Consider the following 25,699-nt stretch of genomic DNA (forward strand, 5'->3'; position numbering starts at 1 on the left):
GCGTGGGTGGGTGCTAGACTCCGCGCCGTCGCTGCGGGTGGTTCCGCAGCAGGGTCGCCGCCATCCATGCCGCTTGCTCGTGCCCGCCATCTCTGGCTGCTGCTCGCTCCCGCTGCGCTTGCGGCGGCCGCGTGGTGGCATGTGCGCGCGCAACCGGTCGAGCGTGATGTTGACCGCGCAGCGCCGGTTGCTGCACAGGTGGCGCCGGTCAGCGCTGCCACACCGCAGCTGCACGCGGCGGCCGAGCACGGCGCCGCGTTGCAGCTGCCGCATCGCGATGCGGTGGAAGCGCAGCCGGATCTGTATCGCTACGCGCAGCAATTGCAGCAGCAGGTGCGTGCCGGCGACGCACAGGCCGGGTGGCGGTTGAGCCGTGTCTACGATTACTGCGCGCCCTATGCGGCCAGCCCGTCCGGCTATGCCGCCGATAGCGCATGGATCGCCGCGCAACGCACGCCGGGAGTGGCAGCGATGCATGCCGCACGCGAGCGCCTGGCGCAGCGTTGCGCCGGCTTCGCCCCCACCGACGGGCTGAGTCCGCGCATGGTTGCGCAGCAACGCCTGGCCGCGGCGCGCGCCGGCAGCCTGGCCGCCGAGGCCGCCATGCTGGCGTTGGGCGAACCGTTGCACGCATCGCCCGGCTACAAGCGCGCGCTGGTGCAACGCGTGCTGGCCTCGCGCGATCCCGAGGCCTATCTGGCCCTGGCCCCGGCGATGGGCGCGCGGGCCAGCGGCGATGACAGCCTGCAAGGCTATGTGGCCGGCGATCAGTTCGCCGAGCTGGCCTGGCAAGTGGCTGCGTGCCGGCTGGGGCTCGATTGCAGTGCCAGCAGCACCTTGGTCACCAGTTATTGCGCCAACGCGGGCATCTGCTCGCGCGACAGCGCACAGGATTTCGTGTCGTTCGTATTCGATGCCGCGGTGCCGCGGCAGGGAGCAGACAGGGTGGATGAGATGGTCGATACATTGGTCTCCGATGCGGGAGCGCAGTCATGAATTACCGTCGGTTGGCGCACGGCGCCAAGTTCTGGTTATGGGTGGCGTTGTTCGTGGCGTATTCGGCGGCGGCAGTGAGCATCGTGATGATCGATACCGCCGATCACCGGTACCAGCCGCTGTCGGTCAAATCCACCAGCGTTACCGGCGACGAACAGCAGCGACGGCGGGGCGCAAGCCAGGTCGCTGCGGTCTACCGCGCCAGCAGTGCCATGCCGTTTTCCACCTTGCCGGCCGGCTCCACCTTCCAGGTGGTGTGGCCGGACGGCTCCACCGAAACCATGACCGTGGTCGACCCGTCATCGGCCAGCGGCATCGTGCCGGTGCCCGGCAGCCAGCAGGCGCCTGCGCCGCGGCGGTGAGGGGTGCGGCGCGTTACATATCGACACGGCCGCAGCCGCTACGTCTCCGGTAGCGCAGGCGGCGAAGGCGGCTAGGTGCGGCTGCAGCTTCAGTCATTCTCATGTGTGCAGACGACCGAGGGTCTGCAGATCGGATCCGGCGCTGGCTTGCGCCATCCGGGCGTCGAACCCTCGGGCTCTGTAGGAGCGCACCCGGGCGCGACAGGGCTTTATCGGTAAGCCCGGTCGCGCCCAGGTGCGCTCCTACGCATAGACTGGCCGGCTACAGGGTTGGCGGCGCGACGCAGTGTCGGCGCGATGCACCGGGGAACAACGAAAAAGCCCGGTTTCCCGGGCTTTTTTGCTTCATCGATACGGCGGCAAGTGCGATCAGGTCAGCGCGATCGACTTGTTCTTGCGCTCGGCCAGGCGCTTTTCCAGGTAGTGGATGTTCTGCCCACCGGCCTGGAAGCCCTTGTCGCGCATGATGCGCTGCTGCAGCGGGATGTTGGTCTTGATGCCGTCCACCACCATCTCGCTCAGCGCCACGCGCATGCGCGCAATCGCGGTTTCGCGATCGGGGCCATGCACGATCAGCTTGCCGATCATCGAGTCGTAGTTCGGCGGCACCTTGTAGCCGCTGTAGATGTGCGTATCCACACGCACGCCAGGGCCGCCTGGCGGATGGAAGGCGGTGATCAGGCCCGGGTTGGGCATGAAGGTTTCCGGATCTTCCGCGTTGATGCGGCATTCGATCGCATGCCCGCGCAGCACGATGTCGCTTTGCTTGATGCTCAGCTTGTGGCCGGCGGCGATGCGCAGCTGCTCGCACACCAGGTCGATGCCGGTGATGCGCTCGGTGACCGGATGCTCCACCTGGATACGCGTGTTCATTTCGATGAAGTAAAAACGCCCGTTCTCGAACAGGAATTCGAAGGTGCCCGCGCCGCGGTAGCCGATGCGGATGCAGGCGTCCACGCAGACCTTGCCGATCTCGTTGCGCAGTTCTTCGGTGATGCCCGGTGCCGGCGCTTCTTCCACCACCTTCTGGTGGCGGCGCTGCATCGAGCAATCGCGTTCGCCCAGATGGATCGCACCGCCCTGGCCGTCGGCAAGCACCTGGATTTCCACGTGGCGCGGATTTTCCAGGAACTTCTCCATGTAGACCTGATCGTTGCTGAAGGCGGCCTTGGCTTCGGACTTGGTGGTTTCGATGGCAGCCTTCAGCGCAGCCTCCGAATGCACCACGCGCATGCCGCGTCCGCCGCCGCCGCCGGCCGCCTTGATGATCACCGGGTAGCCGATTTCGCGCGCGACCTTGGTGTTGGCGACGATGTCATCGCCCAGCGGGCCACCCGAGCCGGGCACGCACGGTACGCCGGCGGCCTTCATGGCGCGGATCGCTTCCACCTTGTCGCCCATCAGGCGAATGGTGTCGGCCTTGGGGCCGATGAAGATGAAGCCGGATTGCTCCACGCGCTCGGCGAAATCGGCGTTTTCCGACAGGAAACCGTAGCCGGGGTGGATGGCCTGCGCATCGGTGACCTCGGCCGCGGCGATCAACGCCGGAATGTTGAGGTAACTGTCGCTGGAGGCGGCCGGGCCGATACACACCGACTCATCGGCCATGGCCACGTGCTTGAGGTTACGGTCGACCGTGGAATGCACCGCGACCGTGCGGATGCCGAGCGTGTGGCACGCGCGCAGGATGCGCAGCGCGATTTCACCTCGGTTGGCGATGACGACTTTATCGAGCATGGGATTGGGGATTCGGGATTGGGGATTCGTAAAAGGCGCTGGGTTCGCGGAGATGTCGCGACTTTTCCAACGAGCGGATCAATGCGTTGAGCTTGGCAAACGTGCGATTCAGCAAGTCGGCAATTGCCGCATCGGGCGATGCGAACTGCAGTCGTGTTGCGATCTGCAGCTGCGTGTCCAGCTCCGCCAACGAACCACGCGCCATCGAGAGATAGCGCAGGTACTCGGCCGTGGAGCGATGTGCAGCTCCTTCGGCAATGTTGGATGGAATGCTGATCGCGGCGCGGCGCATCTGTGCCGTCAGCCCAAAGCGTTCGGAATCAGGAAAGTCGTGGCTCAGGCGATAGATCGCTTCGACGAGCGACATCGCGTCGCGCCACACCGTCAGGCGCTCGTGTGGTCGCTCTTGCGAATCCCGAATCACGATTCCCGAATCCCGGCGCTTCAGCCAATCACAAACAACGGCTGGTCGAATTCCACCGGCTGGCCGGTTTCGCCGAGGATGGCGACGATGGTGCCGGAGGCGTCGGCTTCGATGGGGTTGAACATCTTCATTGCCTCGATGATCGCCAGGGTATCGCCGACCTTGACCTGCTGGCCGACGGTGACGAACGCCGGCTTGTCCGGGGAGGGCGAGGTGTAGAACGTGCCGACCATCGGGGCGCGCAGCACGTGGCCTTCCGGCAGTGCGGCGGCCTGCTTGGCGCCGCCGGTGGAGGCTTCGGTGGGCGATTGCATCGGCATGGTGGCCGCGGCGGCCGGCGCCTGGACGGGGGCCGGCGCGTACTGCTGCTGCACCGGGGCGCTCAGCATGGCCGCGCCCTTGGGTACGCGCGCCAGGCGCACGCTTTCTTCGCCTTCCTTGATCTCGATTTCGGCGAGATTGGATTCTTCGAGCAGGTCGATCAGTTTCTTGATTTTGCGGAGATCCATAAGGGCCTCTGGAAGTGAAACGGTGGGGAGTGCCGGCGGATGCCGGCGGAATGGGATCAGGACGCCAGCGCGCTGGCCGAGGTCATGCGGCAGGGGTCATGCGTCGCGCTCCAGGCGCGCGATCACCGCTTCCAGCGCCAGCCGGTAGCTGTCGGCGCCGAAGCCGCAGATCACCCCGTCGGCCTTGTCGCTGAGATAGCTGTGGTGCCGGAACGGCTCGCGCGCGTGCGGGTTGGACAGATGAATTTCCACGAACGGCAGCCCCACGCCCAGCAGCGCATCGCGCAGCGCCACCGAGGTATGGGTGAAGGCGGCCGGGTTGATCAGGATGTAGGCGGTGCCGTCCTCGCGCGCGGCGTGGATGCGCTCCACCAGCACGTGCTCGGCATTGGACTGCAGACAGTGCAGCACGTGCCCGGCCGCCTGCGCGCGGTCCACCAGGGCCGCATCGATCTGCGCCAGCGTGGTACGCCCGTAGACCTCCGGCTCGCGGGCGCCGAGCAGGTTGAGGTTGGGGCCATGCAACAGCAGCAGATGGGCCATGGGATCCGGAAGAGCGGAAAGGCCGGAAGTCTGCGCGATGTCGCCGATGCTGTCCAGTTCGACGAACTTAGGTCTGTTTAAAACGATTGTTTTAAATTTCGAATGGTTTGGGCGGTGGCTAATGGCGGCGGGCAATGGCGTGCCGGAGGTCATCGTGCCGGCCTTGAATCGCCCGGACCGCTGCGAGCGGAACCGGCAGCTGGCCGTGCGCATCCGGAGCGCAGCGTTTGCGCCTGGCGCGATGGAGGCAGCCGTCCCGGCCGGTTACGCGGCAACGGCTGCTGGCGGCATCCTCTCCTGTCGGGCGTCGGAATGTTGTGCCGGCGGCAGCAATTCGGTGAGTGCCCGGCTTGTTCATTGCAAGCGCGCAGGAGGTGATTTGCAGCAGGGCCGCGATCTGCGTTTTGCGCGCAGATGCAGGCTCCCAACAACGTGGCGTCGGGCCGGAACGGCCGGCGTGCCAGATGAAGGGCGATCAGCGCGATCGCCCCCCTCTGTTGCCTCGCTTCCTGCAGCTTCCCGCCGTGCAGGCCGCGGCCACGGTCGCCTGCTGCGCATCGCATGCATCAAGGCGTTGGAGGTGCCAGGGGCACCGAACAGGCGAGGCCGCGCGCAGCCTGACGCCACCTATGCGCATGCCAACATCGGCCAGTCAGGTCTGCAGGGCGCCAGCAGCGCGGGGCGTGCAGACCCCGGCCAGGAGGGGCTAAACCCGCGCTTGGACCTGTCGCAACACGCCTGTGGCGCGGGTGTCGGCCCACACGGTTCGCAAAATCTTCGGCCTGGCCCGCCAACAGACGGCCGCCCAGGCCACCGGCCGCAGCGAAGGCGCGCCTTACCGCGCAGCGCGCAGCAAGGCGTCTTCGGTAATCGCGCCGGTCAGCACGGTCGGCAGGATCGCCGGCGGGGCGCCGGGGCCGTAGACCACGTACAGCGGCACGCCGACGGCCTGGTGCTGGTCCAGGAAGGTGCTGATGGCGGGGTCGACATTGGTCCAGTCGCCCTTCATGTAGACCGCATCGACGCGGCGCAACGCGTCGCGGAATTCGGCGCTGCTCAGCACGTTCTTTTCGTTGGCCTTGCAGGTCACGCACCAATCGGCGGTCATGTTGACGAAGACCACGCGGTTGTCGGCACGCAGGCGGTCCAGCAACTGCGGCGAGAACGCCACCACGCCCTCGGCCGCGGTGGCCGCTGGCAGGCTCAGGCGCGTGACCGCGACCACCGGCACCAGCGCCAGTACCAGCATCGTCGTGGCCAGGCCCATGCCCAGGCGGTGGCTCTTCCAGCGGCTGCGCTCGAAGCACCACAGCCCCAGGGCCAGCAGGGTGGCGCCGACCAGCATCAAGGCCAGCGCATCCACGCCGCGCTGCTTGCCCAATACCCACAGCAGCCAGATCGCGGTGAGATACATGGGGAACGCCAGCACCTGCTTGAGCGTTTCCATCCACGCCCCGGGGGTGGGCAGGCGCCGCGCCAGCGAAGGCACGAAGCCGATCAGCAGGAACGGCAGCGCCAGGCCCAGGCCCAGCACCAGGAATACCAGCATCGCCAGCAGCGCGGGCGCGGTGAAGGCGTAGGCCAGTGCCGTGCCCATGAACGGCGCGATGCAGGGGCTGGCGACCACGCAGGCCAGCACGCCGGTGAAGAAGTCGCCCAGCGGCCCGTTGCGCGCGGCCAGTGACTGGCCGATGCCGCCCAGGTTGGTGCCCAAGGTGAACACGCCCGACAGGCTCAGCCCCACCGCGAACATCAGATACGCCAGCGCCGCGACGAACCACGGCTGCTGCAGCTGGAAGCCCCAGCCGGCGGCCTGCCCGGCGGCGCGCAAGCCGATCACCAGCCCACCGATGGCGGCAAAGGACACCAGCACGCCCAGCGAATACCAGATGGCATGGCTGCGCGCGTGGCTGCGGCTCTCGCCGCTGTGCGCCAGGCCCAGCACCTTCAGCGACAGGATCGGCAGCACGCAGGGCATCAGGTTCAGCACCAACCCGCCAAGCAGGGCCAGCACCAGCATGCCCAGCAGGCCCTTGTCGGCATGCGGCGGCGGCGTGCGCTCCGGGTTGCCGGCCGAGGCATCGGCGACCGGGACGGCCGTGCTGGCGGCCGGCGCCGGCTCGACCGGTGCCTGACCGGCGGCCAGCGGCGAAATCATCAACGGCGCGGCCTGCGCCTGGTTCTGCGGCGACACGGTGCCGGCCGGTACATCCAGGGCGACGCGGCGGGTCATCGGCGGATAGCAGATCCCGTCGGTCTGGCAGCCCTGGAAGGTGGCCACCAGGGTCACGTGGGCCGGGTCAGGGTGGTCGCGCAGCAGCGGCAAGGTCACTTCGGCCTGGTCGAAATACACCACCACATCGCCGAAGTGTTCGTCGCGGTGGGCCTTGCCTTGCGGCCAGCGCGGCAGCCCGGTGCGCACGCCGCTGGCGCCTTCCAGGGCCAGCGAGGTGCGGTCGCGGTAGATGTAATAGCCTGGCGCCGGGGTGAAGCGCAGCAGCAGGCTGTTGCCGTCGCCGACGATGGCTTCGAAATTGAACGCCTGCTCGGCTGGCAGCGGCAAGGCGTCCACCCCGGCGGTCTGGCCGGAGGCGCCGAACAGGCGCGGGGCGGCGTTGCGTGGCACCAGCGCGCCCAGGTTCTCGCGTGGCGCAGCGGTGGCCTGCGCCCCGGTGGCATCGGCCGCGGGCAGGTCGAGGCGGATTTCGCGCCGCTGCGGCGGATAGCACACGCCGGCATCGGCGCAGCCCTGGTACTGCACCTGCAGGACGGCGGTCTGCACTGCCGGGTCGGCCTTGCCGGCCAGGGTGGCCTGCAGTTGCTTGCGGTAGGTCTGCACCTGGCCGAAGAACTCGTCGTGCTTGCTCTCGCCTTCCGGCAGCGCCAGTTCGCCCGCGGCAAACCCCTTTCCGGCCTTGACGCTGATGCGGTGGCGATACAGGTAGTAGCCCGGTGCGATCTTCCAATTCAGCGCGATGCGGTCGCGGCTGTCGGCGGTGGCGCTCAGCGCGAAGGCCTGGTCCACCGGCAGCAGGTCGGCTTCGGTTACGGCGGCCTGCGCGGGGGCGGGCGCCAGTACCGCCAGCGGCGCGGCGAGCAAGGGGGCGGCCAAGAGCGCGCAGCGGGCGATCCAGCGGGACAGAGACTTCATGGACGTCAGAATTCCTTGCGGGTTTCGGCCCGGACCCAATCGAGATACGCCGGCAGCCCGGCGCTGGCTTGGACAGCGACCGCCTCCGGCAGTTCATACGGATGCAAGGCCTGCAGCCGCGCGATGGCGTCGGGCAGGCAGTCGTCCCAGGTTTTGATCAGCAACTGCACCTCGGTGCTGCGCTCGATCGCGCCCTTCCAGCGGTACAGCGATTGCACGCCGGGCAATAGGGTGACGCAGGCGGCCAGCCGTTCGTCGAGCAAGGCCTGCGCAATGCGCTCGGCGCTGTCGGTATCCGGGCAGGTGCTCACTAACAAATGGAGGGAAGGTGCGCTCATTGGACCCGGCAGTGTAATCCCCTGTTTGCGGGGGATCGACCGCCGATTCCGGAACAAGACGTTAACTTCGTGGCCCCGGTGAGATGGCGTGCTCAAGCGACCCTGCGGTCAGCACGCGGCGCCTTGGATGGTTCCGGGTTCGCTTGCGCCCTGCCGTGCACGGCAGGGCGGCTACCCGGGTTCGGCCAATGGGGGATCAATGCCGTGGCGCCTGCAGGCAACGCATGCCGTCTGTACAGACGCCCGGCGTCACCGGTTGGGGCAAGGCGCCCGGCGCGATCTGCTCCGGGCCCCGCGCCTCACCCGCCCGGCCGGTGCAGCCCAGGCCAACAGGCAACACGGTTGCGCTTGCCGCCAGGCGGGTGCGGCGGGCCCGGAATCGGCATGTACCACGCGTACAGTGCGGTTCCGAGCGTGCCGTTCACCCCGCCTGGCGACTGCGCGCGACGTGCGTGAGCCGGTCTTAGTTGGCCAGCTGGCAACTGGCCGGCTTGGCCGAGTTGAACAGGCTGGCGGTGGCCCATTCGGGGTGATCCACGAACGGGTTGCGGTTGCCCTGGAAGCTGAAGATCACCTCGTTGCGGGCGCGCTCGGCATCGTCCGGCGGGTCGGCCTGATGCCAGGCCAGCAGGGTGGAGAGCAGGCCCATGTAGGCCGGCGAGGCCGCGGTCTGCACGATCTTGCTGCGGTCGTCGGTCAGCTCCAGGTCCGGCTCGGATTGTCCGGTGGCCGCATCCAGCCCGCCTTCATAGCGGATGGCCATGTACATCACCGCGCGCGCCATGTCGCCCTTGCGCCGGCCCCACACCTCGAAGGTGCCGCTGTTGCCGTCGGGCGTGCGGACCCAGTTGGAATTGCCCGGATATCGCCCGCTGCCGCCGCCACTGCCGTCGTTGACCTCGGTCGCCCGCTCGCCGCAGCTGCTGGTGCAGGTGGCATAGGGCTTGTTGCCGCGGTCTGCGTTGAAGCTGGTGTCGGTCAGGTACAGCATGTGGGTGTCGGTATAGGGCGCGTACGGCAGGCCGCGGTCGCCGGTGGCGCTGCCAAAGCCCAGCGAGTTGGGCCAGGTGTGCTCGCGGTTGTAGGTGAGCCCGCTGCCGGTGCCGGCGCGGTCGCTGACCTTGGCGTAGCTGCGGTTGCGGTAGGCGTCCAGGATGCGGCCGCTGTTGTTGGGATCCTCGTCGGCCATTTCCAGGATGGTCCAGGTGCTGGTGCCGCTGCCGCTGTACGGGTAGACCGTGTGCCCCTTGATGGTGGCGTGCAACGAGCAGCGCAGCTGGCTGGCGCTGGCGGTATTGACCCGCGCGTAGTACCCGGTACCGCCGCCGCTGGCGGTGGCCACGGTGAAGGCGATGGACTGGTTGGCGGCCGGGCTCAGGCCGCTGGCATCGCGGATGGCGCTGGCGGTGATGGCCAGCGTGCAGCGCTCGCCGCCGACCAGCGCGGTGTTGGTGGACAGGGTGAAGCGGTTGCCGCTGGTCGGGTATGTCAGCGCCACGTTGCCGGAGCTGGCGCAGCTCAGCGCAAACGCACCGCTGCCCAGCGTCACCGCTTCGCTGAAGCCCACGGCCAGATCGCCGGCAGCCGGAAAGCCGGTGGCGCCTTGCGTTGGTGTGGTGCTGCTGATGGTGGGAGCACCGGTGCTTCCACCGCCGTCGCTGCCGGTGAAGGTCTGGCCGCGGTTGCAGGCGCCGAAGGTCTGCGCCGCCGAGCCGGCCCAGCTGAAGTTGGCCGCGCTGCTGCCGGTACCGGTCAATTGCAGCGAACTGCCGACCGCGGTGCTGTTGCTCTCGCTCACCGGCAGGTTCTGGCTGGTCACGCCGGCCGCCGGGCCGCCGCTGCCGGTGATGGCGCCTTCATAACTGAGGAACTGCACCAGCTGCCCGTTGGGGTCGACCAGCGCCACGCCGTCGTTGGGGCCGTTCTGCACGCCGTTGCTGGCATAGCTCACCGTGGCCATACGCACCTGGCTGCCGCAGCTGACCACCGTGCCGGCCGGCACCGCCGTATTGGCGTACACCACTGCCGCACTGGGGCTGTTGCCGTTGTACAGGTAGATGCGGTAACCGCTCAGCGATTCGCCGGCAGTGGCCACCACTTCCACCCCCTCGCCGCTGTCGCCGGAGGCGCCCGCGTCGTCGTAGTGCAGTTCGTTGATGAAGACCGCCGCATTGGCGGAGGTGGCACCGAGCGCGAACGCGCAGGCCAGGGGAAGGGTGCAACGCAGGGACACGAAACGGGACGGCAACCTCATCGACAGCTCCTTGTGATCGGGGAATGCGTTCCCGACTGTAAGGCGCGCGCATGACAGGCGATGGAACCTGGTTCCATTTCTAGAGCATTGGACCAGACCGCTATACGCCTGCCAGGTGGGCGCGCCCGGTGCCCGTGGGCATGCACTCCATTCCGGTTCCTCCGCGATGTCCGCGCCCACCTGACAACCGCTCGCTCCGTTTTGTCGGCTGCCCTCGGCGGTTCGGAGAGAAGCGGTCGGCGAAAAATTTTTGCCGCCAGCCCTTGAAAGCCGCCCGCGCAGCACAATCTCTGGCCCGCACCCGCTTGTCGGGTTTTTTCCGCGCGCTGTGCTGGCAGTCGTCATGTGCGAGTGCTAACATCGCCGATAATTTCCAGGCCAATCAAACACTTAAGAGGTCTTCTCTCTATGAGCATCAAGCCGCTTCACGACCGCGTTGTAGTCAAGCCGATCGAAGCCGACGAAGTTTCCGCCGGCGGCATCGTGATTCCGGACTCCGCCAAGGAAAAGTCCACCAAGGGTGAAGTCGTCGCGATCGGCGCCGGCAAGCCGCTGGACAACGGCAGCCTGCGCGCGCCGGTGGTCAAGGTTGGCGACAAGGTCATCTACGGCCAGTACGCCGGCAGCAGCTACAAGTCCGAAGGCGTCGAGTACAAGGTGCTGCGCGAAGACGACATCCTGGCCGTCATCGGCTGATAGCCGTTGCCGGCGGGATTCGGGAGTCGAGATTCGGGATTGGTCACCGCGGCTTGCCGCACCAATCCGCCTCTCCTCCGGATCCCGCTCTAGCCAATCCCCAATCCCCAATCTCAAATCCCGGAGTAACAACCAATGGCTGCTAAAGACATTCGTTTCGGTGAAGACGCACGTACCCGCATGGTTCGTGGCGTCAACGTGCTTGCCAATGCCGTGAAGGCCACCCTGGGCCCGAAGGGCCGCAACGTCGTGCTCGAGAAGAGCTTCGGCGCGCCGACCATCACCAAGGACGGCGTTTCCGTCGCCAAGGAAATCGAACTGGCTGACAAGTTCGAGAACATGGGCGCGCAGATGGTCAAGGAAGTCGCGTCCAAGACCAACGACAACGCCGGCGACGGCACCACCACCGCCACCGTGCTGGCCCAGGCCCTGATCCGCGAAGGCGCCAAGGCCGTGGCCGCCGGCATGAACCCGATGGACCTCAAGCGTGGTATCGACCAGGCCGTCAAGGCTGCGGTCGTCGAGCTGAAGAACATCTCCAAGCCCACCACCGACGACAAGGCGATTGCCCAGGTCGGCACCATCTCGGCCAACTCGGACGAGTCGATCGGCAACATCATTGCCGAGGCGATGAAGAAGGTCGGCAAGGAAGGCGTGATCACCGTTGAAGAAGGCTCGGGCCTGGAAAACGAGCTGGACGTGGTCGAGGGCATGCAATTCGACCGCGGCTACCTCTCCCCGTACTTCATCAACAACCAGCAGAGCCAGTCGGCCGACCTGGACGACCCGTTCATCCTGCTGCACGACAAGAAGATCTCCAACGTGCGTGACCTGCTGCCCGTGCTTGAAGGCGTGGCCAAGGCCGGCAAGCCGCTGCTGATCGTGGCCGAAGAAGTCGAAGGCGAAGCGCTGGCGACCCTGGTGGTCAACACCATCCGCGGCATCGTCAAGGTCGTGGCCGTCAAGGCACCGGGCTTCGGCGACCGTCGCAAGGCGATGCTGGAAGACATGGCCGTGCTGACCGGCGGTACCGTGATCTCCGAAGAAGTGGGCCTGGCGCTGGAGAAGGCGACCATCAAGGACCTGGGCCGCGCCAAGAAGGTGCAGGTCTCCAAGGAAAACACCACCATCATCGACGGCGCCGGCGACACCGCGGCGATCGAATCGCGCGTGGGCCAGATCAAGACCCAGATCGAAGACACCTCTTCCGATTACGACCGTGAGAAGCTGCAGGAGCGCGTGGCCAAGCTGGCCGGTGGCGTTGCAGTGATCAAGGTCGGCGCCTCGACCGAAATCGAAATGAAGGAAAAGAAGGCACGCGTCGAAGACGCCCTGCACGCCACCCGTGCAGCCGTCGAAGAAGGCGTGGTCCCGGGCGGCGGCGTGGCCCTGGTGCGTGCGCTGGTGGCCGTGGGCGAGCTCAAGGGCGCCAACGAAGACCAGACCCACGGCATCCAGATCGCCCTGCGCGCCATGGAAGCCCCGCTGCGCGAGATCGTGGCCAATGCCGGCGAAGAGCCGTCCGTGATCCTGAACAAGGTCAAGGAAGGCAGCGGCAACTACGGCTACAACGCCGCCAATGGCGAGTTCGGCGACATGGTCGAATTCGGCATCCTGGACCCGACCAAGGTGACCCGTTCGGCACTGCAGAACGCCGCCTCGATCGCCGGCCTGATGATCACCACCGAAGCGATGGTGGCCGATGCGCCGAAGAAGGACGAGCCGGCGATGCCGGCCGGCGGTGGCATGGGCGGCATGGGCGGCATGGATTTCTGATCCACGCCACTTCGGCTGTTGCAGCAAAAAAACCCCGCCCAACGGCGGGGTTTTTTTATGCGCGTCACTTGCGCAGGCACGCGGCAGTTGCCGATGACCGGCGGCCGTACCGTCAGGACGAAGGCGCAGTGCTGGCTGCGGCCTGATCCGGCGACGGATGGGTGCGGGCAGGCGAGCGTTGTTCAGGCGATGCGCTGGCTGCGGCGAGCGCCTCCTCGTTTGCCTCGGTGATCTCGGTGATGGTGACGCTGCTGGCGGGCCTGGTCTGCGCCTGCGCGCCGGCGTCCTGGATCCCCTGCAGGGCGCTATCGGCAACGGTCTGCGCGTAATCCTGCGCCTGTTCCGGCGACAGGCTTTGCACATATCTGGCGGTGTCCTGCACGTGCTGGATGAGTTCCTCGGGTGAGGACGGCATGCGGGTTGCGAGCGCGGTACCGTCGGGCCCCCTGAAGACACGCATGATCTGACCGCCGCCCCAGTTCATCGCCAGCTCTGCGCCACGCGCCATGGGGCCCGGCATGGTCATCGACATCAGCGACATGATCGCGCCGGCGTAGTAGGGCGATGAGGACGAGGCTTCGATCAGACTCTTGTCTGCGAAGGTCTTGGACAGTTTCTCCACGCCCAGGGCCAGCGCCATGACCAGGCTGCCGGAGCACATGGCCTTGAAGCGCTCCATGGCGTCCTGACGGGTCGCATGTGCGTTGAGCGCCGACTGCATCATCACGGTCGTTACAAGGATAGAGTCGGCCACCAGGTCGACCGTGCCGATGCGGTCGGGCTGGATCAGGTAGACCGTCAGCCCGGTCACTCCGGCCCCCAGCAATGCCAATGCCAACTTGGGTGCGATGTCGTGGTTGGTCACCTGATGCGGGATGGTGGCTGGCTGGTCCTGGTCCTGGTCCTGATCCACTTGTAGCGCAGTGCTCAGGCGCTTGCTGCATCGGTCCAGCGTCTCCAGCAGGTGCGTGCACTGGGCATTGAGCGTGCGGGTCAGCTCGCGCCCCTGGCTTGGGTCGGTAAAGTCGCGACGTGCCTGTTGAAACGCTTCCCGGCCGTGCTCCAGAGCGGCGGTTATCTCGTTGAGTTGCGTGCGCAGTTGCGCGCTGACCTGGCCGGGCGTCAGGCGTGCACGCAATCGCTGCGCCTGGCTCTGAAAACCGGCGCTTTCTGCCATGCCGGCGCCCAGATGCGACAGCTTGTGCTGCAGCCGATTGCCAAGCACGTTGAGGCTGTTCCAGAGGAAGGGCGTCAGCACCATCGCCGCGCACGCCGTCGATGCGGCCGCGGCAAATCCCAGGTTGTTTTCCACTGCTTCGGCTTGGTGCCGCATGGAGGGGTTGCCGAATTTCTTGGGCAGTTCGGTGGTGAGAAACAATCCGTTGAGCAGAATGGCGTAGAAGTGCATTTCGTTGGCGTCGCGCCCCAGCTGCCCGCCCATCAGCGGGAACGGAAATCCGTCGGCGGTGGGGCGCAGTGCAGATGCCGAGAGCGTCATCACGCCCTTGGTTGCCGCGGCGATGGAATAGGCGAAGGTCTTGGCCTGGTTGCCCAGCAACGGACTGGGGACCACCAGGGGCCAGAGATTGACCAGGTTGGCCAGCGACTTGAGCGCCCGCCCGGTCGCAGGTGTGCCGTGCTCCAGCGGCTGCAGCGCGTCTTCCACGGCCTTGATGTCGCCGAGCAATTGCTGACGGAAGCGTGCTTCCAGGCCGGTTGCCGCTGCGATGGCATCGCGCAGCTGCGTGATCTGTTGGCGGCACGCGGCCAGGGTGTGCGGGGCGCTCTGTTCCGGGTCGGTGTGACGCACCATCTGCAGGAATGCGGGATCGTCCGCATGGATCTGCAGCATGGTGCGCAGGTCCGCCAGCGACCAGAGATTGGACGCCCCCTTCGATACCGCAGCGTAAGCCTGCTGAACGCCGCTTGCCAATGCGGCGTTTGCGCGTGCGGCAAGCGTTGCGGCGGTGGACGGGCCGGAGGCGCGTTCGGGTGAGTCGGCCTGCGGTTCGGTGTCGTGCGAAGGCACCGGCGAAGCGCCGTGCTCGGAGTCGGCGCTGGATGCGCGCGAACGGCTGCGCGGAGTGAGCGCAGCCAGGCTGGGGTGGAGCGGGGTTTGCGTCGGCGATGTGGCGTCGGCGACGGGGGCATTGTCGGTATGGATGTCGTGCAATGGCGCCAGAGAAGAGGGGCCTGCGGTTTGCTGTTTCTTGATCTCCATGGTGGGTTTCCTTGATGAGGGGGAGCGGCCAGCGCGTACTGGCTGGCGCGCCTGCATCATTCGAACAAGCCTGCCCGGCCGGCCTAGCGCGATGCGAACTACTGCGTTGCAGGAAGAACCAACCAGGCAGGACGATGGCAACTTGTGATCGCATGACCTGTTGCCAGCTGCGCAGGGTCGAGTGCGCTGGGAGCGCAATCATCGCAGTGAGGGCAGCCCCAGCCTGCCGGATAGTCGATCGCCGTCACACTCCGCGACCACCTGTTGACACCGATGTCATCGCAGCTTTAGCGTCGCTGGGCAGGCGTTTGCGCCGAGCGGTCGGGGGGCCATCGGACAAGGGGCAGCGGTGCACGCATCGCTGGCAGGCGTCGTTGCAGCGCATTGCCACGCCGGCCACGTCCGGCCTCTCCCGGGGGATCTTATGAACTGCCGCAGTCATCGCCTTGCCTTGTCGATTTCCGTCTCCCTTGCCGTGACTGCCGCGTGCGCGCCGCCGCTCATGGCCCAGCAAACCGAACCCGATGCCACGCGCGCCACCTCCACGCTGGATGCGGTCAGCGTCACCGGCTCGCGCATCAAGCGCGCGCAGGTCGAAGGTGCGCAACCGGTGGTCACCATCAGTGCGCAGCAGATCCAGCAGGAAGGCTTCGCCACCGTCTACGACGTGCTCAACAGCATGAATCAGCAGGGCTCGGTGGAAGCCGATACGCAGTGGGGCTCGCATACGCCCAACGCCTCGCCGATCAATCTGCGCGACCTCGGGCCGGGACGGACGCTGTTGCTGGTCAACGGGCACCGCGTGGCCGATTACCCGCTGCCCTACGGCGGCGAGAGCAACTTCTCCAACTACAGCAATATTCCTTCCGCTGCGGTGGAGCGCATCGACATCCTCACCGGCGGCGCGTCGGCGATCTACGGCTCCGATGCAGTGGCCGGCGTGATCAACGTGATCCTCAAGCGCGACTATCAGGGCGACCAGGTGCGCCTGCGCGGCGGCACCGCCACCGAAGGTGGGCGCGACAGTTTCGACGTGTCCTGGGCCGGCGGGCGCACCGGCGAGAACTGGAGCCTGACCTACGCGCTGCAGGCCACCAAGCGCGACCCGTTGAGCGGGCGCGATCGCCCTGAAATGGACGATTCGGACGACATGTCCTATTCCAACTGGACCGGCCAGAACCGCCTGTACGGCTTCAATCCGTTCACCGGCTTGAGCCTGATCGACGCCAATACCAACGAGCGCCTGGCACCACCGGCCGGCACCTGCGCGCGCTTTGGCGGTGAGTTCATCGACGGGCAGCGGCTGAGCTACAACCAGAACACCGGCGCGCTCACCAATGCCGGCGATTACTGCGGCGTCGCGCGCGATTACGGCGACTGGGGTCTGGTCACCGGCAGCGAGGATTATTCGGCATATCTCTACGGCACCTGGAAATTCGGCGAGCACACCGAGGCTTGGGCCACGCTGTCTGCCAACCGCAGCATCGGCCGCTGGACCTACGACCCGCCGTACGCGTACCTGGGCCCGTTCCAGGACGCGGCCACCGGGCGTTCGTTGAACCTGATCCGCCAGCTCACCCGGCGCGAAGCCGGCGGCTGGGACCGGCTTGCCAACTACAACAAGGAGCAGTCCTGGGATCTGAGCGCCGGCTTGCGCGGCGTCTGGGCCGACCGTTTCGATTGGGAATTGAGCGTGGGCCGCTCGCGTTACACCGTCGACGAATACATCCGCACCGTGGACACCGCGCGCGCCACCGACTACTTCCTCGGCAGCTCCCTCGGCATCGCCGCCGATGGCACGCCGATCCATGCGATCAACGAGGCGCGCCTGTACACGCCGCTGTCGTCGGACCAGTACGACGCGCTGGTCGCCAAGTCGCATAACTCGGCGTATTCGTGGGTGAATCAAGCCAGTTTCAGCGTGAGCGGCGATGTGGTGCAGGGCTGGGCCGGGCCGATCCGCTTCGCCACCGTGGCCGAAGTGGCAAAGCAAGGCTATCAACTCTCGCCCGACCCCTGCGCCAACGCGTGCTACCCGGTGGATGTGGTGGACAGCGGCGGTGGCGAACGCATGCGCAGTTCGGCCGGTCTGGAATTCCAGATTCCATTGCTCTCCACGTTGAGCGCGAATGTGGCCGGCCGTTACGACCGCTACGGCAATTACCGTTCTTCGGCCGCCATCCCCACCGATGTGGGCACGCAGAGCGACACCACCTGGAGCGCGGGCCTGGAATGGCGGCCGGTGGAAAGCCTGCTGGTGCGCAGCACCGTGGCCACCAGCTTCCGCGCACCCGACATGCATTACGTGCTTGGCGAACCCAGCTCCACCAACCAGACGGTGATCGATCAATACCGCTGCATTTCCTCGGGCGCGTATTTGACCGGCGGCTGCAACGACGAGAACAACAACATCTTCTACACGGTGGACGTCAATCGTCGCGGCACCCCGGATCTGCGCTCGGAAACCGGCCGCTCGTTCACCGGTGGCGTGGTGTGGGACATCGCCCAAGGGCTGTCGTTGAGCGTGGATTACTACCGCATCCAGCTGGAGGAAATGATCAAGGACCTGGACCGCGACGAGATCCTGTCGGCCGAAGCCGGCTGCCGTACCGGCACCACCATCAGCGGCGGCACGTGGAATAACCCCGGCGGCGCGGGCTATTGCGACACCATCACCTCGCGCGTGATGCGCAATGCCGACGGCACCATCGCCAGCATCGAGCGCGGCCCGATCAACCTGGCGCAGATGGAAACCTCCGGCATCGATGCGTCGCTGAAGTATCGCCTTGCCACCGCAGGCTGGGGCAACTTCCAGCTGTCGCTGGACTACAACAATCTGATCGCCTACCGCGAGCAGATCTACCGCACCGACAGCGACGAAAACCGCCGCGACGAACGCGTGCGCAGCCGCGTGCGTGGCAGCGTGCATTGGGACAACGGCGGCGCCTGGGACTGGACCGTGTATTTCCGCCGGATCGGCTCCATGCGCGCGGTCAACTGGGGCACCTGCGAACGCTTCGACGACGGCTATCAACCCAGCGCCTCCGATGCGTGCCTGGTGACCGACACCGCCAACGTGCATCTGGGCGAAACCAGCAAGCGTTACTTCGGCCGCGTGGGCCCGGCGATCTACTGGAACCTGAGCACCGGCTACAAGATCACCGACCACGCCAAGGTCAATTTCTACGTCAACAACGTCTTCAACGAAGTGGGCTACGACCACAAGGAACGCTTCTACGGGTACGGCTTCTACAACACCACGCTGTTCAACCCGATCGGCCGCGAAGTGGCGGCCGAATACGTGTTCACGTTCTGAGCGAGTGCGGCGCTTGCGCACGCCACGGTGGCGGCCGTGGCGTGCGGGCGTCTGTTGTCTGCACTGCTTCCGGCAGGGCCGCAGGACCTGGCGAGACGACCAGCTCGATCAGCGCGTCATCGATTGTTTGCATCGCGCCGATTGGCGGCAGCGCCATCGTCACCCGTTGGATTGGCGGCCGCCGCGGGAACCTGTGCCGACTTCACCGCTGCGGCCGCATGCATTTCAACGCGGGGGTGTGCCGGAGCCCGTGGAAGGGCGTTCGCTTCCACCTGTGCCCGGTCCGTTGCCGATGAAACAGTGGCAACGCGCAAAAGTGCGTGGTATCAATGCATCCCATGAACGCACCCCGCAGCCAGTTTTATTTTTGGTACTACGGTTTTCCGATGCCGCTGGCGGAGGAAGGATTGCGCTCACCCTGAAGGCAACTTCAGCAGCATTCCCGAAAAGCCGCCAGCGCACACTGGCGGCTTTTTTGTTGCCGCCGTGCCTGGCTCCCCGATGCAACACCGCCCACCGAGACACTGTGATGCCGCCTGTAACCGATGACCTGCGTATCCGCAAGATCGAAACCCTCGCACCGCCTGCGCAACTGCTGTCGCTGCTGCCCTGCGATGAGCGCGCCTCCGAAACCGTCACCAATGCGCGCACCGCGCTGCACGACATCCTGCACGGGCGCGACGATCGCCTGGCCGTGGTGATCGGCCCCTGCTCGATCCACGACCCGGTCGCGGCGATGGAGTACGCACAGCGCCTGCGCCCGTTGCGCGACCAGTTCGGCGACGCGCTGGAGATCGTGATGCGGGTGTACTTCGAAAAGCCGCGCACCACCATCGGCTGGAAGGGCCTGATCAACGATCCGGACCTGGACGGCAGCTTCCAGATCAACAAGGGTCTGCGCGTGGCGCGTGGCCTGCTACGCGATATCAACAATCTCGGCCTGCCGGCCGGCGTGGAATTTCTCGACATCATTTCGCCGCAATACATCGCCGACCTGGTGGCCTGGGGCGCGATCGGCGCACGCACCACCGAGAGCCAGGTGCATCGCGAAATGGCATCCGGGCTGTCATGCCCGGTGGGCTTCAAGAACGGCACCGGCGGCGACGTCAAGATTGCGGTGGACGCGGTGGGCGCGGCCTCGCATCCGCATCATTTCCTGGCCGTGACCAAGGACGGACACACCGCCGTGGCAGCGACGGCGGGCAACCCGGATTGCCATGTGATCCTGCGCGGCGGCAAGCAGCCCAACTTCGATGCGGCCCATGTGGAAGCGGCCAGCCAGGTGCTCAATGCATCCGGCCTGCCCGCGCGGCTGATGATCGATGCCAGCCACGCCAACAGCAGCAAGAATCCCGAGAACCAGCCCAAGGTCGTCGAGGACATCGCCCATCAGCTGGAAAACGGCGAAACGCGCATCGTCGGCGTGATGGTGGAAAGCCATCTGGTCGGTGGGCGTCAGGACCTGTTGCCGGGGTGCGAACTGACCTACGGCCAGAGCATTACCGACGGCTGCATCGGCTGGGACAGTTCGGTGCAGGTGCTGGAACGCCTGGCGACCGCAGTGCGCGCACGGCGCATGCGCCGGATTGCCGAGGCTGCGTGAGTGGCGACGCAGCAGCATCGGCAGAACACGTGATGATGCTGCGTGGAGCATCGGCAGAACACGTGATGATGCTGCGTGGAGCATCGCCAACACGGAATGATTGCCAGGCAGCGCGTTGGCTGGTCTGCGGTGAGCGTGAGACCTCGCGCGTCCCCTCATCCGGCGCTGGGGGTCATCTTATCCCGATGGGAAAAGCGTCTTGCGGCTGGCACGTGCGTCGGTCCAGCGGGCGTCGGCAACTGCGCAGGCGATGAAGTGGATGCGCCGAACGCTCGTCCACGCCTCACCGAGGAGAGAAGGCACAGCTGGCGCGCCGATCTCGTGCAGGTGCAGCACGTTCAAGGTGACGCGCGGCGGTGCCATCGGCGACGACGCTCAGCGACGACCAATCGCTGCATCGATCGGCTTTGGCAGTGAGCGCAGGCGTCTGGCAGGCCGCTGCAGGCCAGGAACGTCGGGCCGGCGCAGGGAGCCGGCCCGACGGATTGGACACCACCCAGTGATGGCCCGTTTCGCTCAGTGACAGAAGGGGGAGAGAGCCTTCCTGGCACAGGAAGCGAGCGGGCAGGACCGTTATCCACCCGGCACGTGACCCTGCGATGTCGCTGCATGTCGTGCGCAGCAATGAAGTTCGAGAAGCGTTAAACGCAGGGATTGCGCGATTGCAGCGGTTCAGCGCATCGCCGGCGCAGCACCGGTCACCGGCCGCGCGCCAACTTCCAGGCTCGCCGCCGATTCCCGATTCCCGCAACGGCACCAGCCTCGTTCACGCGTCGCGGTCAGCGCAACCGGGATAGTGGCGGCAGACTCTTTCCTGCCTGTGCCCATGCCCTCACTTCGCGACCGCTTCCAGCGCTGGCCACGGCCGTGGCGTCGTGCAGTGGGCGTGGTGTTGGCGCTGTACGCGCTGTATCTGCTGGCCGGCAACCTGTATCTCAATACCCCGCTGTTCGACGCCAGCACCAATCGGCAGCCGCACAAGTTCACCATGCAGACCGGCCCGGCACTGACGCTGTTCCCGGGCGAGGTCATCGCCTGGAACGTGCGCATGCGCGGGCAGGCCAACCGCACCGTGTACGTCTTCCACGCCGACCGCGCACATGCGCGTATTGCACTGCTGGCCTTGTTTCGGCGCGAAGTGCGCCTGCCGTGGCTGCATGCCACCGGCGTGAGCGCGGAAGTGGAAACTTCCGATACGCCGATTCCGCCACCGCCGCGGGGCAACCAGGGCTGGACGTTGCGCTTTGATGCAATCACCAGCAACAGCATTCGCAGTGCCCGCCTGGGCAAATTGCTGATTGCCGGACAAGGGCACGGCAAGGTCGGTTTCCTGAAGCAACTCAAGGGCGGGCCGTCGGAACTGTTTCCTTCCGAAGCGGGCTTTACCGACGCGGTGGTCAGCTACGACGGAGTGCAGGTGTTCAACGGTGCGCAGCTGGATGCGCAGTTCCAGTTTCCACGCCATTACCGCGACCAGGCGCCGGGCTTGCGCAAGCTCGGCATCACCGCCGCACGGCTACAGCTCAAAGCCAATTCCGTGGCGCTGAAGATCGACACCGGCGCGCCGCATGTGGACATCGGCAGCGGACCATCGGCCGCGCGCGTGGAGGCCGATATCCGCCTGGCCAGCGGCGCGCTGCAGCCGGGCAGCCGTGCGGTGTGGCGGCTGCCATTGCTTGCGGGCGTTGGCGCCACCGACCGCGGCATGCTCGCGCTGCAACTGGACGTGGCGCAGGACATCCGCGTGCAGGCGCGGCTGCCGCGCGATGAGAAGACCGGCAGCGAGCTGCACGCCGATCTGCGCATCGCCGGGCGCAACGTTCCGTTCGAACAGCCGGCGCAGCTGTTGCCGCGCCTGTCGGGGCAGGTGCGTGGGCGCTGGAAGTTCGAATCGTTGAACTGGATCGCCGAGCTGTTCGTGCGCAAGCCGTGGTTCCAGCTGGAAGGCGGCGGTCTGGTCGAAGCGGACCTGCGCCTTGCACAGGGCCGGCTGAGTGCCGGCAGCACGCTGGATATTCCGCGCGTGGAGGCGGTGGCGCAGGTATTCGACACGCGCCTGGCCGGCGTGGCCAAGGCGCACGGGCGCATCGACGATGCCGCCACCCCGCAGGCGCATCTGGATGTCAGCATTCCCACCTTCAAGGCGGCGCCACGCGATGCGCCCAAACAGCTCCTGCTGGACGGCCGCGATCTGCAACTGGCCATGCATGGCGATGCCGAGCTGGCCCGCCTGAGCGACACGCTCAAGGCGCAGCTGCGTTTCAGCGATGCGCGTGTGCCCGATCTCACCGCCTACAACCGCTATCTGCCGGGCAATAACGTGCGCCTGCTCGGCGGTAGTGGCAGCCTGACCGGCGATGTGGCGCTCAATGCCTCCGGCGATGTCGGTAATGGGCATGCGCATCTGCGCGGGCAGGGCGCGCACCTGGCGTTGGCTGGCGTGCAGATGCGCGGCGATGCCGAGTTGCAGGCAACGCTGCAGCGCGCCGACTTCAAGAACAAGTTCTTCGACCTCAGTGGCACGCGCATACGCCTGCGCAACATGCGCGTGGGCGACGACGATAAAGACGCCGCTTGGTGGGGCGAGTTGCAAGTGGGTGCCGGCACCATCCAGGCCGAGGCACCGTTCCAGGTGGATGCCGAGGCAGCCCTTCGCATGCGCGATATCGCACCACTGCTCTCGGTGTTCGCCCAGCGCGCCGACTATCCGCGCTGGGTGCTGGGTTTGCTGGATTCGGGCGAACTGGATGCGACCGGCCGGCTGCGTTGGCGCAAGCAGCAGGTGCTGATCGACGACCTGCATGCGGAAAACGCGCGCTTGTCGCTGCGTGCGCGGCTGGCCTTGAACGATGCGCAGCGGCGCGGCGATCTGTATCTGCGCTGGGGTGTGCTGGGTGCCGGTATCGAACTCGATGGCAAGCAGCGGCAGTGGCATCTGGCCGGCGCGCGCCAGTGGTATGACGCGCAGCCCGCACTGCTGCCGGCGGTCTCCAAAACCAAGTGATGCGGCCGCTGGCGTGAGCGTGCTGCGCCCTGCTCACGGCTGGCTTGGCACACTGTGCCCAGCCGCGTGCGCGGTTTCCAGGAGCCTGCCGTCATGACGATGCCTGTTCGCGCCCGCTGGCGCGCCTTGCCACGCTCACTGCGATGGCCGCTATCGGCACTGATTGCGCTGTACGCAAGCTATTTGCTGCTGGGCAACCTGTTGCTCAACACGCCGCTTGGCCCGGCTGCGCTGAATCGCTCGCCCGACAAGTTCACGATGCACTGGGGCCCGGCGCTGACCTGGTGGCCGGGGCGTGTGGTGCTGTGGGATGTCGACCTGCAAGGCCATTCGGCACGCACGCACTGGAATGTCAGCGCGCAGCGGATGAGTGGGCAGATTCGGCTGCTGCCATTGCTGCACCGCCAGCTGCTGGTGCCGCAGTTGCATGTGCGCGGTGTGCGTGGCGGTATGCAGGCTGCAGCCGCAACGCCCGGGACGGGGGCGATGCAATCCCCTGCGGCGGCGCAAGCGACGCGTGCTGCTGTTGCTGCGGCGAAGGGGGCCGCGGATACGCCGGCCGCTTTAGCAAACGAGCGGGCGCCCACAGCAACGCCCAATGTCGAACACACGGCGACGACGCAGCCGCCCGCGCAGCATCTGCGCGTGACGACTGCAACGACCACGACGGACGCGAAGCCCGCAACGCCTACCACCAGCACACCGCAATCAGCCAGGCGCGCCGACACGCAAGCCGGTACACCCGCCTCGCCAACCGCCTGGACCCTGCAATTGGACCGCATCGTTGCCGAGCAGGTGCAGGCCGTGTCGCTGCGTCAGCTGCACATCGAAGGGCAGGGCCAACTGCAACTGGGCCTGTTCAAACAACTGCGTGGCGGGCCGATGGAAATCTTCCCCTCGCATGCGGTGTTCGAATCGGCGCGTGTGCGGTGGGGGCAGGACGAAGTGATGCGCAATGGGCAGCTGCGTCTCGACGCCAGCATCGCGCGGCATGCACCGGAGCAGGCAAGCGGACTGGCGGTGCTGCAACTCACCGACGCGCTGATCGCCGTGCATGGCGACACCGCAGCGCTGGATGTCACCCGTCATGCGCAGGGCCGGCACACGCTGGCGACCCGTGCCGGCAAGGGGCGTGCAGATGGCGAGCTGCGCTGGATACGTGGCGCCTTGCAGCCCGGGAGCCAGCTGCAATGGCGCGCGCCGCTGCACGACAGCGCGCGCGCGCCGGCCGCATTGCTGGGCGAATTGACGGCGCAGTTACAGGTCGATCAGGACATGCGGCTCGAGGTCAGCATGCCCGAGCCGGCCGATGCCGGGCTGACGCTGGACGCCGACCTGCGCGTGCAAGGCAGGCAACTGCCGGTGCAATCCATGCGCAGCCTGTTGCCGCGCACGTCCGGGCATGCGCGGCTGCATTGGCAGCTGTCTTCGTTGCGCTGGATTGCTGCGCTGTTTCCGGATGTGGATTGGCTGACCCTGGAGGGCGAGGGCCTGGTCGATGCCGATCTGCGGATCGATCGCGGCCAGCTTGCTGCCGGCAGCCGCCTGCAGGTGCCGCACGTGCACGCGCAGGTGGGCGTGATGGGGCATGCGATCACGGGACAGGCCAGTGCAGATCTGCGCGTGGACGCCGATGCCAGTGGACAGCTGCTGCCGGCGCTTGCACTGCAGATGCAGCAGTTTTCGATCGCGCATACCGACGCACCCGCGCGCCCGTTCGTGCAAGGCCGCGATCTGCGCCTGGAACTGCGCACACGCGCCGATGCGCGCAACCTGAGCAGCCTGCGCGATGCCACGCGCGCGCATCTGGTCTTCGCCAATGCCCGCGTGCCGGATCTGCGTGCCTACAACCGCTATCTGCCGCAGCAGCAACTGCGCTTTGACGGCGGTAACGGCGTGCTAAGCGGCGATCTGCAGATCGAGCCGGGTGGGCGCATCGGCAAGGGCGGTGTGCGCATCGGGGCGCGTGCAGCGCGGCTGCAGTTCGCCGGCCTGGCGTTGCGCGGCGATGTGGATGCGGATCTGCGCCTGCAGCGCGGCGATCTACGCGCCGAACAGTTCAGTCTCGATGCCAGCAGCATCCAGCTGCGCAATGTCGGATTCACCGGCCCGGATGGACAACAGCGCGATGGCTGGTGGGCGCGCATCGTGCTGGACGATGCGCGCATGCAATGGCGACAACCGGTTGGCGTGGATGGGCGTGTACGCATCCAGGTGCGCGATCTGGCATTTCTGGTGGCGTTGTATGCACGCGACCGCTCGATTCCGAACTGGATGCTCCGGCTGGTGGATGCAGGCCAGGCGCAGCTGACCGCACGCGCGCACTGGCAAGGCGAAACGGTCATCGTCGATCGCTTGCAGGCGCGCAACGAACGCTTTCAGGTCGATGCGCGCCTGCGCCTGCAGGGCAATCAACGTCGCGGCAGTCTGCTGGCCCGCTGGGGATTGCTGAGCGCGGCAGTGGGCTTGCGCGGCGACACGCCCGAATGGCATCTGCGAGGTGCGCCGGAGTGGTATCGCGCGCAACCCGACCTGTTGCGCTGAGGCCTGCATCGCGCGCGCAGGCGTGAAGAAAAAACACCAGTTCTGTACTGCCTGGTATTGTTTTGCAGTGCAGCGTGCAAGTCCGATTCGGGGCGCGCACTATGATCCTGCATCCCGACGTGGGGGAGGGAGCAAAGCCCGCTGGCAGTTCGCTGCAAGCGGGCTTTTTTATGCCTGCAGGTTGCCGGGTCAAGCGCCAATCCGCGCGAGATCCGCTGCAAATGA

Annotated in this window: 16 protein-coding genes and 2 other RNA genes; 10 read left to right on the top strand and 8 right to left on the bottom strand. The window is 66.6% G+C overall.

Annotated elements, in window-relative coordinates:
- Positions 1 to 66 precede the first annotated feature (66 nt).
- Both ACCQ07_RS02655 and ACCQ07_RS02660 read left to right on the top strand, forming a co-directional pair.
- On the top strand, positions 67 to 996 hold the full coding sequence (locus ACCQ07_RS02655) for a hypothetical protein (RefSeq protein ID WP_372363759.1): 930 nt from the start codon (positions 67 to 69) through the stop codon (positions 994 to 996).
- A complete protein-coding gene (locus ACCQ07_RS02660; protein ID WP_011346207.1) occupies positions 993 to 1,358 on the top strand; it encodes a hypothetical protein in 366 nt (121 codons plus the stop codon). The genes ACCQ07_RS02655 and ACCQ07_RS02660 overlap by 4 nt, the downstream gene beginning before the upstream one ends.
- Before the next feature lie 369 nt (positions 1,359 to 1,727).
- Here ACCQ07_RS02660 and accC read toward each other — a convergent pair whose 3' ends face one another.
- The 6 genes from accC to cutA form a co-directional block, all read right to left on the bottom strand.
- Positions 1,728 to 3,095: an acetyl-CoA carboxylase biotin carboxylase subunit gene (gene accC, locus ACCQ07_RS02665; protein ID WP_008571860.1), complete on the bottom strand. Its 1,368-nt coding sequence runs from the start codon at positions 3,093 to 3,095 to the stop codon at positions 1,728 to 1,730.
- Positions 3,085 to 3,462 (bottom strand): four helix bundle protein, encoded by a 378-nt coding sequence (locus ACCQ07_RS02670; RefSeq protein WP_228885150.1) that lies wholly within the window; start codon positions 3,460 to 3,462, stop codon positions 3,085 to 3,087. Before ACCQ07_RS02670 ends, accC begins: the two co-directional genes overlap by 11 nt.
- 77 nt (positions 3,463 to 3,539) lie before the next feature.
- Positions 3,540 to 4,028: an acetyl-CoA carboxylase biotin carboxyl carrier protein gene (accB, locus tag ACCQ07_RS02675; RefSeq protein ID WP_008571858.1), complete on the bottom strand. Its 489-nt coding sequence runs from the start codon at positions 4,026 to 4,028 to the stop codon at positions 3,540 to 3,542.
- A 96-nt stretch (positions 4,029 to 4,124) separates the two neighbouring features.
- Positions 4,125 to 4,571 (bottom strand): type II 3-dehydroquinate dehydratase, encoded by a 447-nt coding sequence (aroQ, locus tag ACCQ07_RS02680; RefSeq protein ID WP_041469344.1) that lies wholly within the window; start codon positions 4,569 to 4,571, stop codon positions 4,125 to 4,127.
- Between the two features lie 835 nt (positions 4,572 to 5,406).
- Positions 5,407 to 7,722, bottom strand: coding sequence for a protein-disulfide reductase DsbD family protein (locus ACCQ07_RS02685; protein ID WP_372363761.1), 2,316 nt, complete (start codon positions 7,720 to 7,722; stop codon positions 5,407 to 5,409).
- A 5-nt stretch (positions 7,723 to 7,727) separates the two neighbouring features.
- Positions 7,728 to 8,060, bottom strand: a complete 333-nt coding sequence (cutA, locus tag ACCQ07_RS02690; RefSeq protein ID WP_008571855.1) for a divalent-cation tolerance protein CutA — start codon at positions 8,058 to 8,060, stop codon at positions 7,728 to 7,730.
- 384 nt (positions 8,061 to 8,444) lie between these two features.
- Here cutA and ACCQ07_RS02695 point away from each other — a divergent pair.
- Positions 8,445 to 8,519: non-coding RNA, sX9 sRNA (locus ACCQ07_RS02695), on the top strand.
- Between the two features lie 4 nt (positions 8,520 to 8,523).
- Here ACCQ07_RS02695 and ACCQ07_RS02700 read toward each other — a convergent pair.
- Positions 8,524 to 10,314 carry an endonuclease gene (locus tag ACCQ07_RS02700; protein ID WP_014089225.1) on the bottom strand — a complete coding sequence of 597 codons (1,791 nt, stop codon included), beginning with the start codon at positions 10,312 to 10,314 and terminating at the stop codon, positions 8,524 to 8,526.
- Positions 10,315 to 10,454: 140 nt separating this feature from the next.
- Here ACCQ07_RS02700 and ACCQ07_RS02705 point away from each other — a divergent pair.
- The 3 genes from ACCQ07_RS02705 to groL all read left to right on the top strand — a co-directional run bounded on the left by ACCQ07_RS02705 (position 10,455) and on the right by groL (position 12,786).
- Positions 10,455 to 10,524: non-coding RNA, sX9 sRNA (locus ACCQ07_RS02705), on the top strand.
- A 198-nt stretch (positions 10,525 to 10,722) separates the two neighbouring features.
- Complete coding sequence (locus ACCQ07_RS02710) at positions 10,723 to 11,010, top strand: co-chaperone GroES (protein WP_003483210.1); 288 nt, start codon at positions 10,723 to 10,725, stop codon at positions 11,008 to 11,010.
- Between the two features lie 135 nt (positions 11,011 to 11,145).
- Entirely contained in the window at positions 11,146 to 12,786 is a 1,641-nt protein-coding gene (gene groL, locus ACCQ07_RS02715) for a chaperonin GroEL (protein ID WP_011346211.1), read from the top strand.
- A 112-nt stretch (positions 12,787 to 12,898) separates the two neighbouring features.
- Here groL and xopX read toward each other — a convergent pair whose 3' ends face one another.
- Positions 12,899 to 15,007, bottom strand: coding sequence for a XopX family type III secretion system effector (gene xopX / locus ACCQ07_RS02720; RefSeq protein ID WP_071117437.1), 2,109 nt, complete (start codon positions 15,005 to 15,007; stop codon positions 12,899 to 12,901).
- A gap of 502 nt (positions 15,008 to 15,509) precedes the next feature.
- On the opposite strand from xopX, the gene ACCQ07_RS02725 reads away from it, so the two are divergent.
- The 4 genes from ACCQ07_RS02725 (at position 15,510) to ACCQ07_RS02740 (ending at position 25,474) form a co-directional block, all read left to right on the top strand.
- Positions 15,510 to 18,323, top strand: coding sequence for a TonB-dependent receptor plug domain-containing protein (locus ACCQ07_RS02725; RefSeq protein WP_041469347.1), 2,814 nt, complete (start codon positions 15,510 to 15,512; stop codon positions 18,321 to 18,323).
- A gap of 529 nt (positions 18,324 to 18,852) precedes the next feature.
- On the top strand, positions 18,853 to 19,926 hold the full coding sequence (locus tag ACCQ07_RS02730; protein ID WP_372363762.1) for a 3-deoxy-7-phosphoheptulonate synthase: 1,074 nt from the start codon (positions 18,853 to 18,855) through the stop codon (positions 19,924 to 19,926).
- 826 nt (positions 19,927 to 20,752) lie between these two features.
- Positions 20,753 to 22,930, top strand: coding sequence for a translocation/assembly module TamB domain-containing protein (locus ACCQ07_RS02735; RefSeq protein WP_372363763.1), 2,178 nt, complete (start codon positions 20,753 to 20,755; stop codon positions 22,928 to 22,930).
- 93 nt (positions 22,931 to 23,023) lie between these two features.
- Positions 23,024 to 25,474: a hypothetical protein gene (locus tag ACCQ07_RS02740; protein ID WP_372363764.1), complete on the top strand. Its 2,451-nt coding sequence runs from the start codon at positions 23,024 to 23,026 to the stop codon at positions 25,472 to 25,474.
- Positions 25,475 to 25,699: the final 225 nt, after the last annotated feature.

The organism is Xanthomonas sp. NCPPB 3583 (genome assembly GCF_041475715.2).
Classification (GTDB): domain Bacteria; phylum Pseudomonadota; class Gammaproteobacteria; order Xanthomonadales; family Xanthomonadaceae; genus Xanthomonas; species Xanthomonas euvesicatoria.

Excerpts from the sequence above, each read along its gene's own strand:
- aroQ (WP_041469344.1), bottom strand. The coding sequence starts at position 4,571 with ATGGCCCATCTGCTGCTGTTGCATGGCCCCAACCTCAACCTGCTCGGC.
- ACCQ07_RS02730 (WP_372363762.1), top strand. The coding sequence starts at position 18,853 with ATGCCGCCTGTAACCGATGACCTGCGTATCCGCAAGATCGAAACCCTC.
- ACCQ07_RS02735 (WP_372363763.1), top strand. The coding sequence starts at position 20,753 with ATGCCCTCACTTCGCGACCGCTTCCAGCGCTGGCCACGGCCGTGGCGT.
- ACCQ07_RS02710 (WP_003483210.1), top strand. The coding sequence starts at position 10,723 with ATGAGCATCAAGCCGCTTCACGACCGCGTTGTAGTCAAGCCGATCGAA.
- accC (WP_008571860.1), bottom strand. The coding sequence starts at position 3,095 with ATGCTCGATAAAGTCGTCATCGCCAACCGAGGTGAAATCGCGCTGCGC.
- xopX (WP_071117437.1), bottom strand. The coding sequence starts at position 15,007 with ATGGAGATCAAGAAACAGCAAACCGCAGGCCCCTCTTCTCTGGCGCCA.
- ACCQ07_RS02700 (WP_014089225.1), bottom strand. The coding sequence starts at position 10,314 with ATGAGGTTGCCGTCCCGTTTCGTGTCCCTGCGTTGCACCCTTCCCCTG.
- ACCQ07_RS02725 (WP_041469347.1), top strand. The coding sequence starts at position 15,510 with ATGGCCCAGCAAACCGAACCCGATGCCACGCGCGCCACCTCCACGCTG.
- accB (WP_008571858.1), bottom strand. The coding sequence starts at position 4,028 with ATGGATCTCCGCAAAATCAAGAAACTGATCGACCTGCTCGAAGAATCC.
- ACCQ07_RS02670 (WP_228885150.1), bottom strand. The coding sequence starts at position 3,462 with ATGTCGCTCGTCGAAGCGATCTATCGCCTGAGCCACGACTTTCCTGAT.
- ACCQ07_RS02740 (WP_372363764.1), top strand. The coding sequence starts at position 23,024 with ATGACGATGCCTGTTCGCGCCCGCTGGCGCGCCTTGCCACGCTCACTG.
- ACCQ07_RS02685 (WP_372363761.1), bottom strand. The coding sequence starts at position 7,722 with ATGAAGTCTCTGTCCCGCTGGATCGCCCGCTGCGCGCTCTTGGCCGCC.
- ACCQ07_RS02655 (WP_372363759.1), top strand. The coding sequence starts at position 67 with ATGCCGCTTGCTCGTGCCCGCCATCTCTGGCTGCTGCTCGCTCCCGCT.
- groL (WP_011346211.1), top strand. The coding sequence starts at position 11,146 with ATGGCTGCTAAAGACATTCGTTTCGGTGAAGACGCACGTACCCGCATG.
- cutA (WP_008571855.1), bottom strand. The coding sequence starts at position 8,060 with ATGAGCGCACCTTCCCTCCATTTGTTAGTGAGCACCTGCCCGGATACC.
- ACCQ07_RS02660 (WP_011346207.1), top strand. The coding sequence starts at position 993 with ATGAATTACCGTCGGTTGGCGCACGGCGCCAAGTTCTGGTTATGGGTG.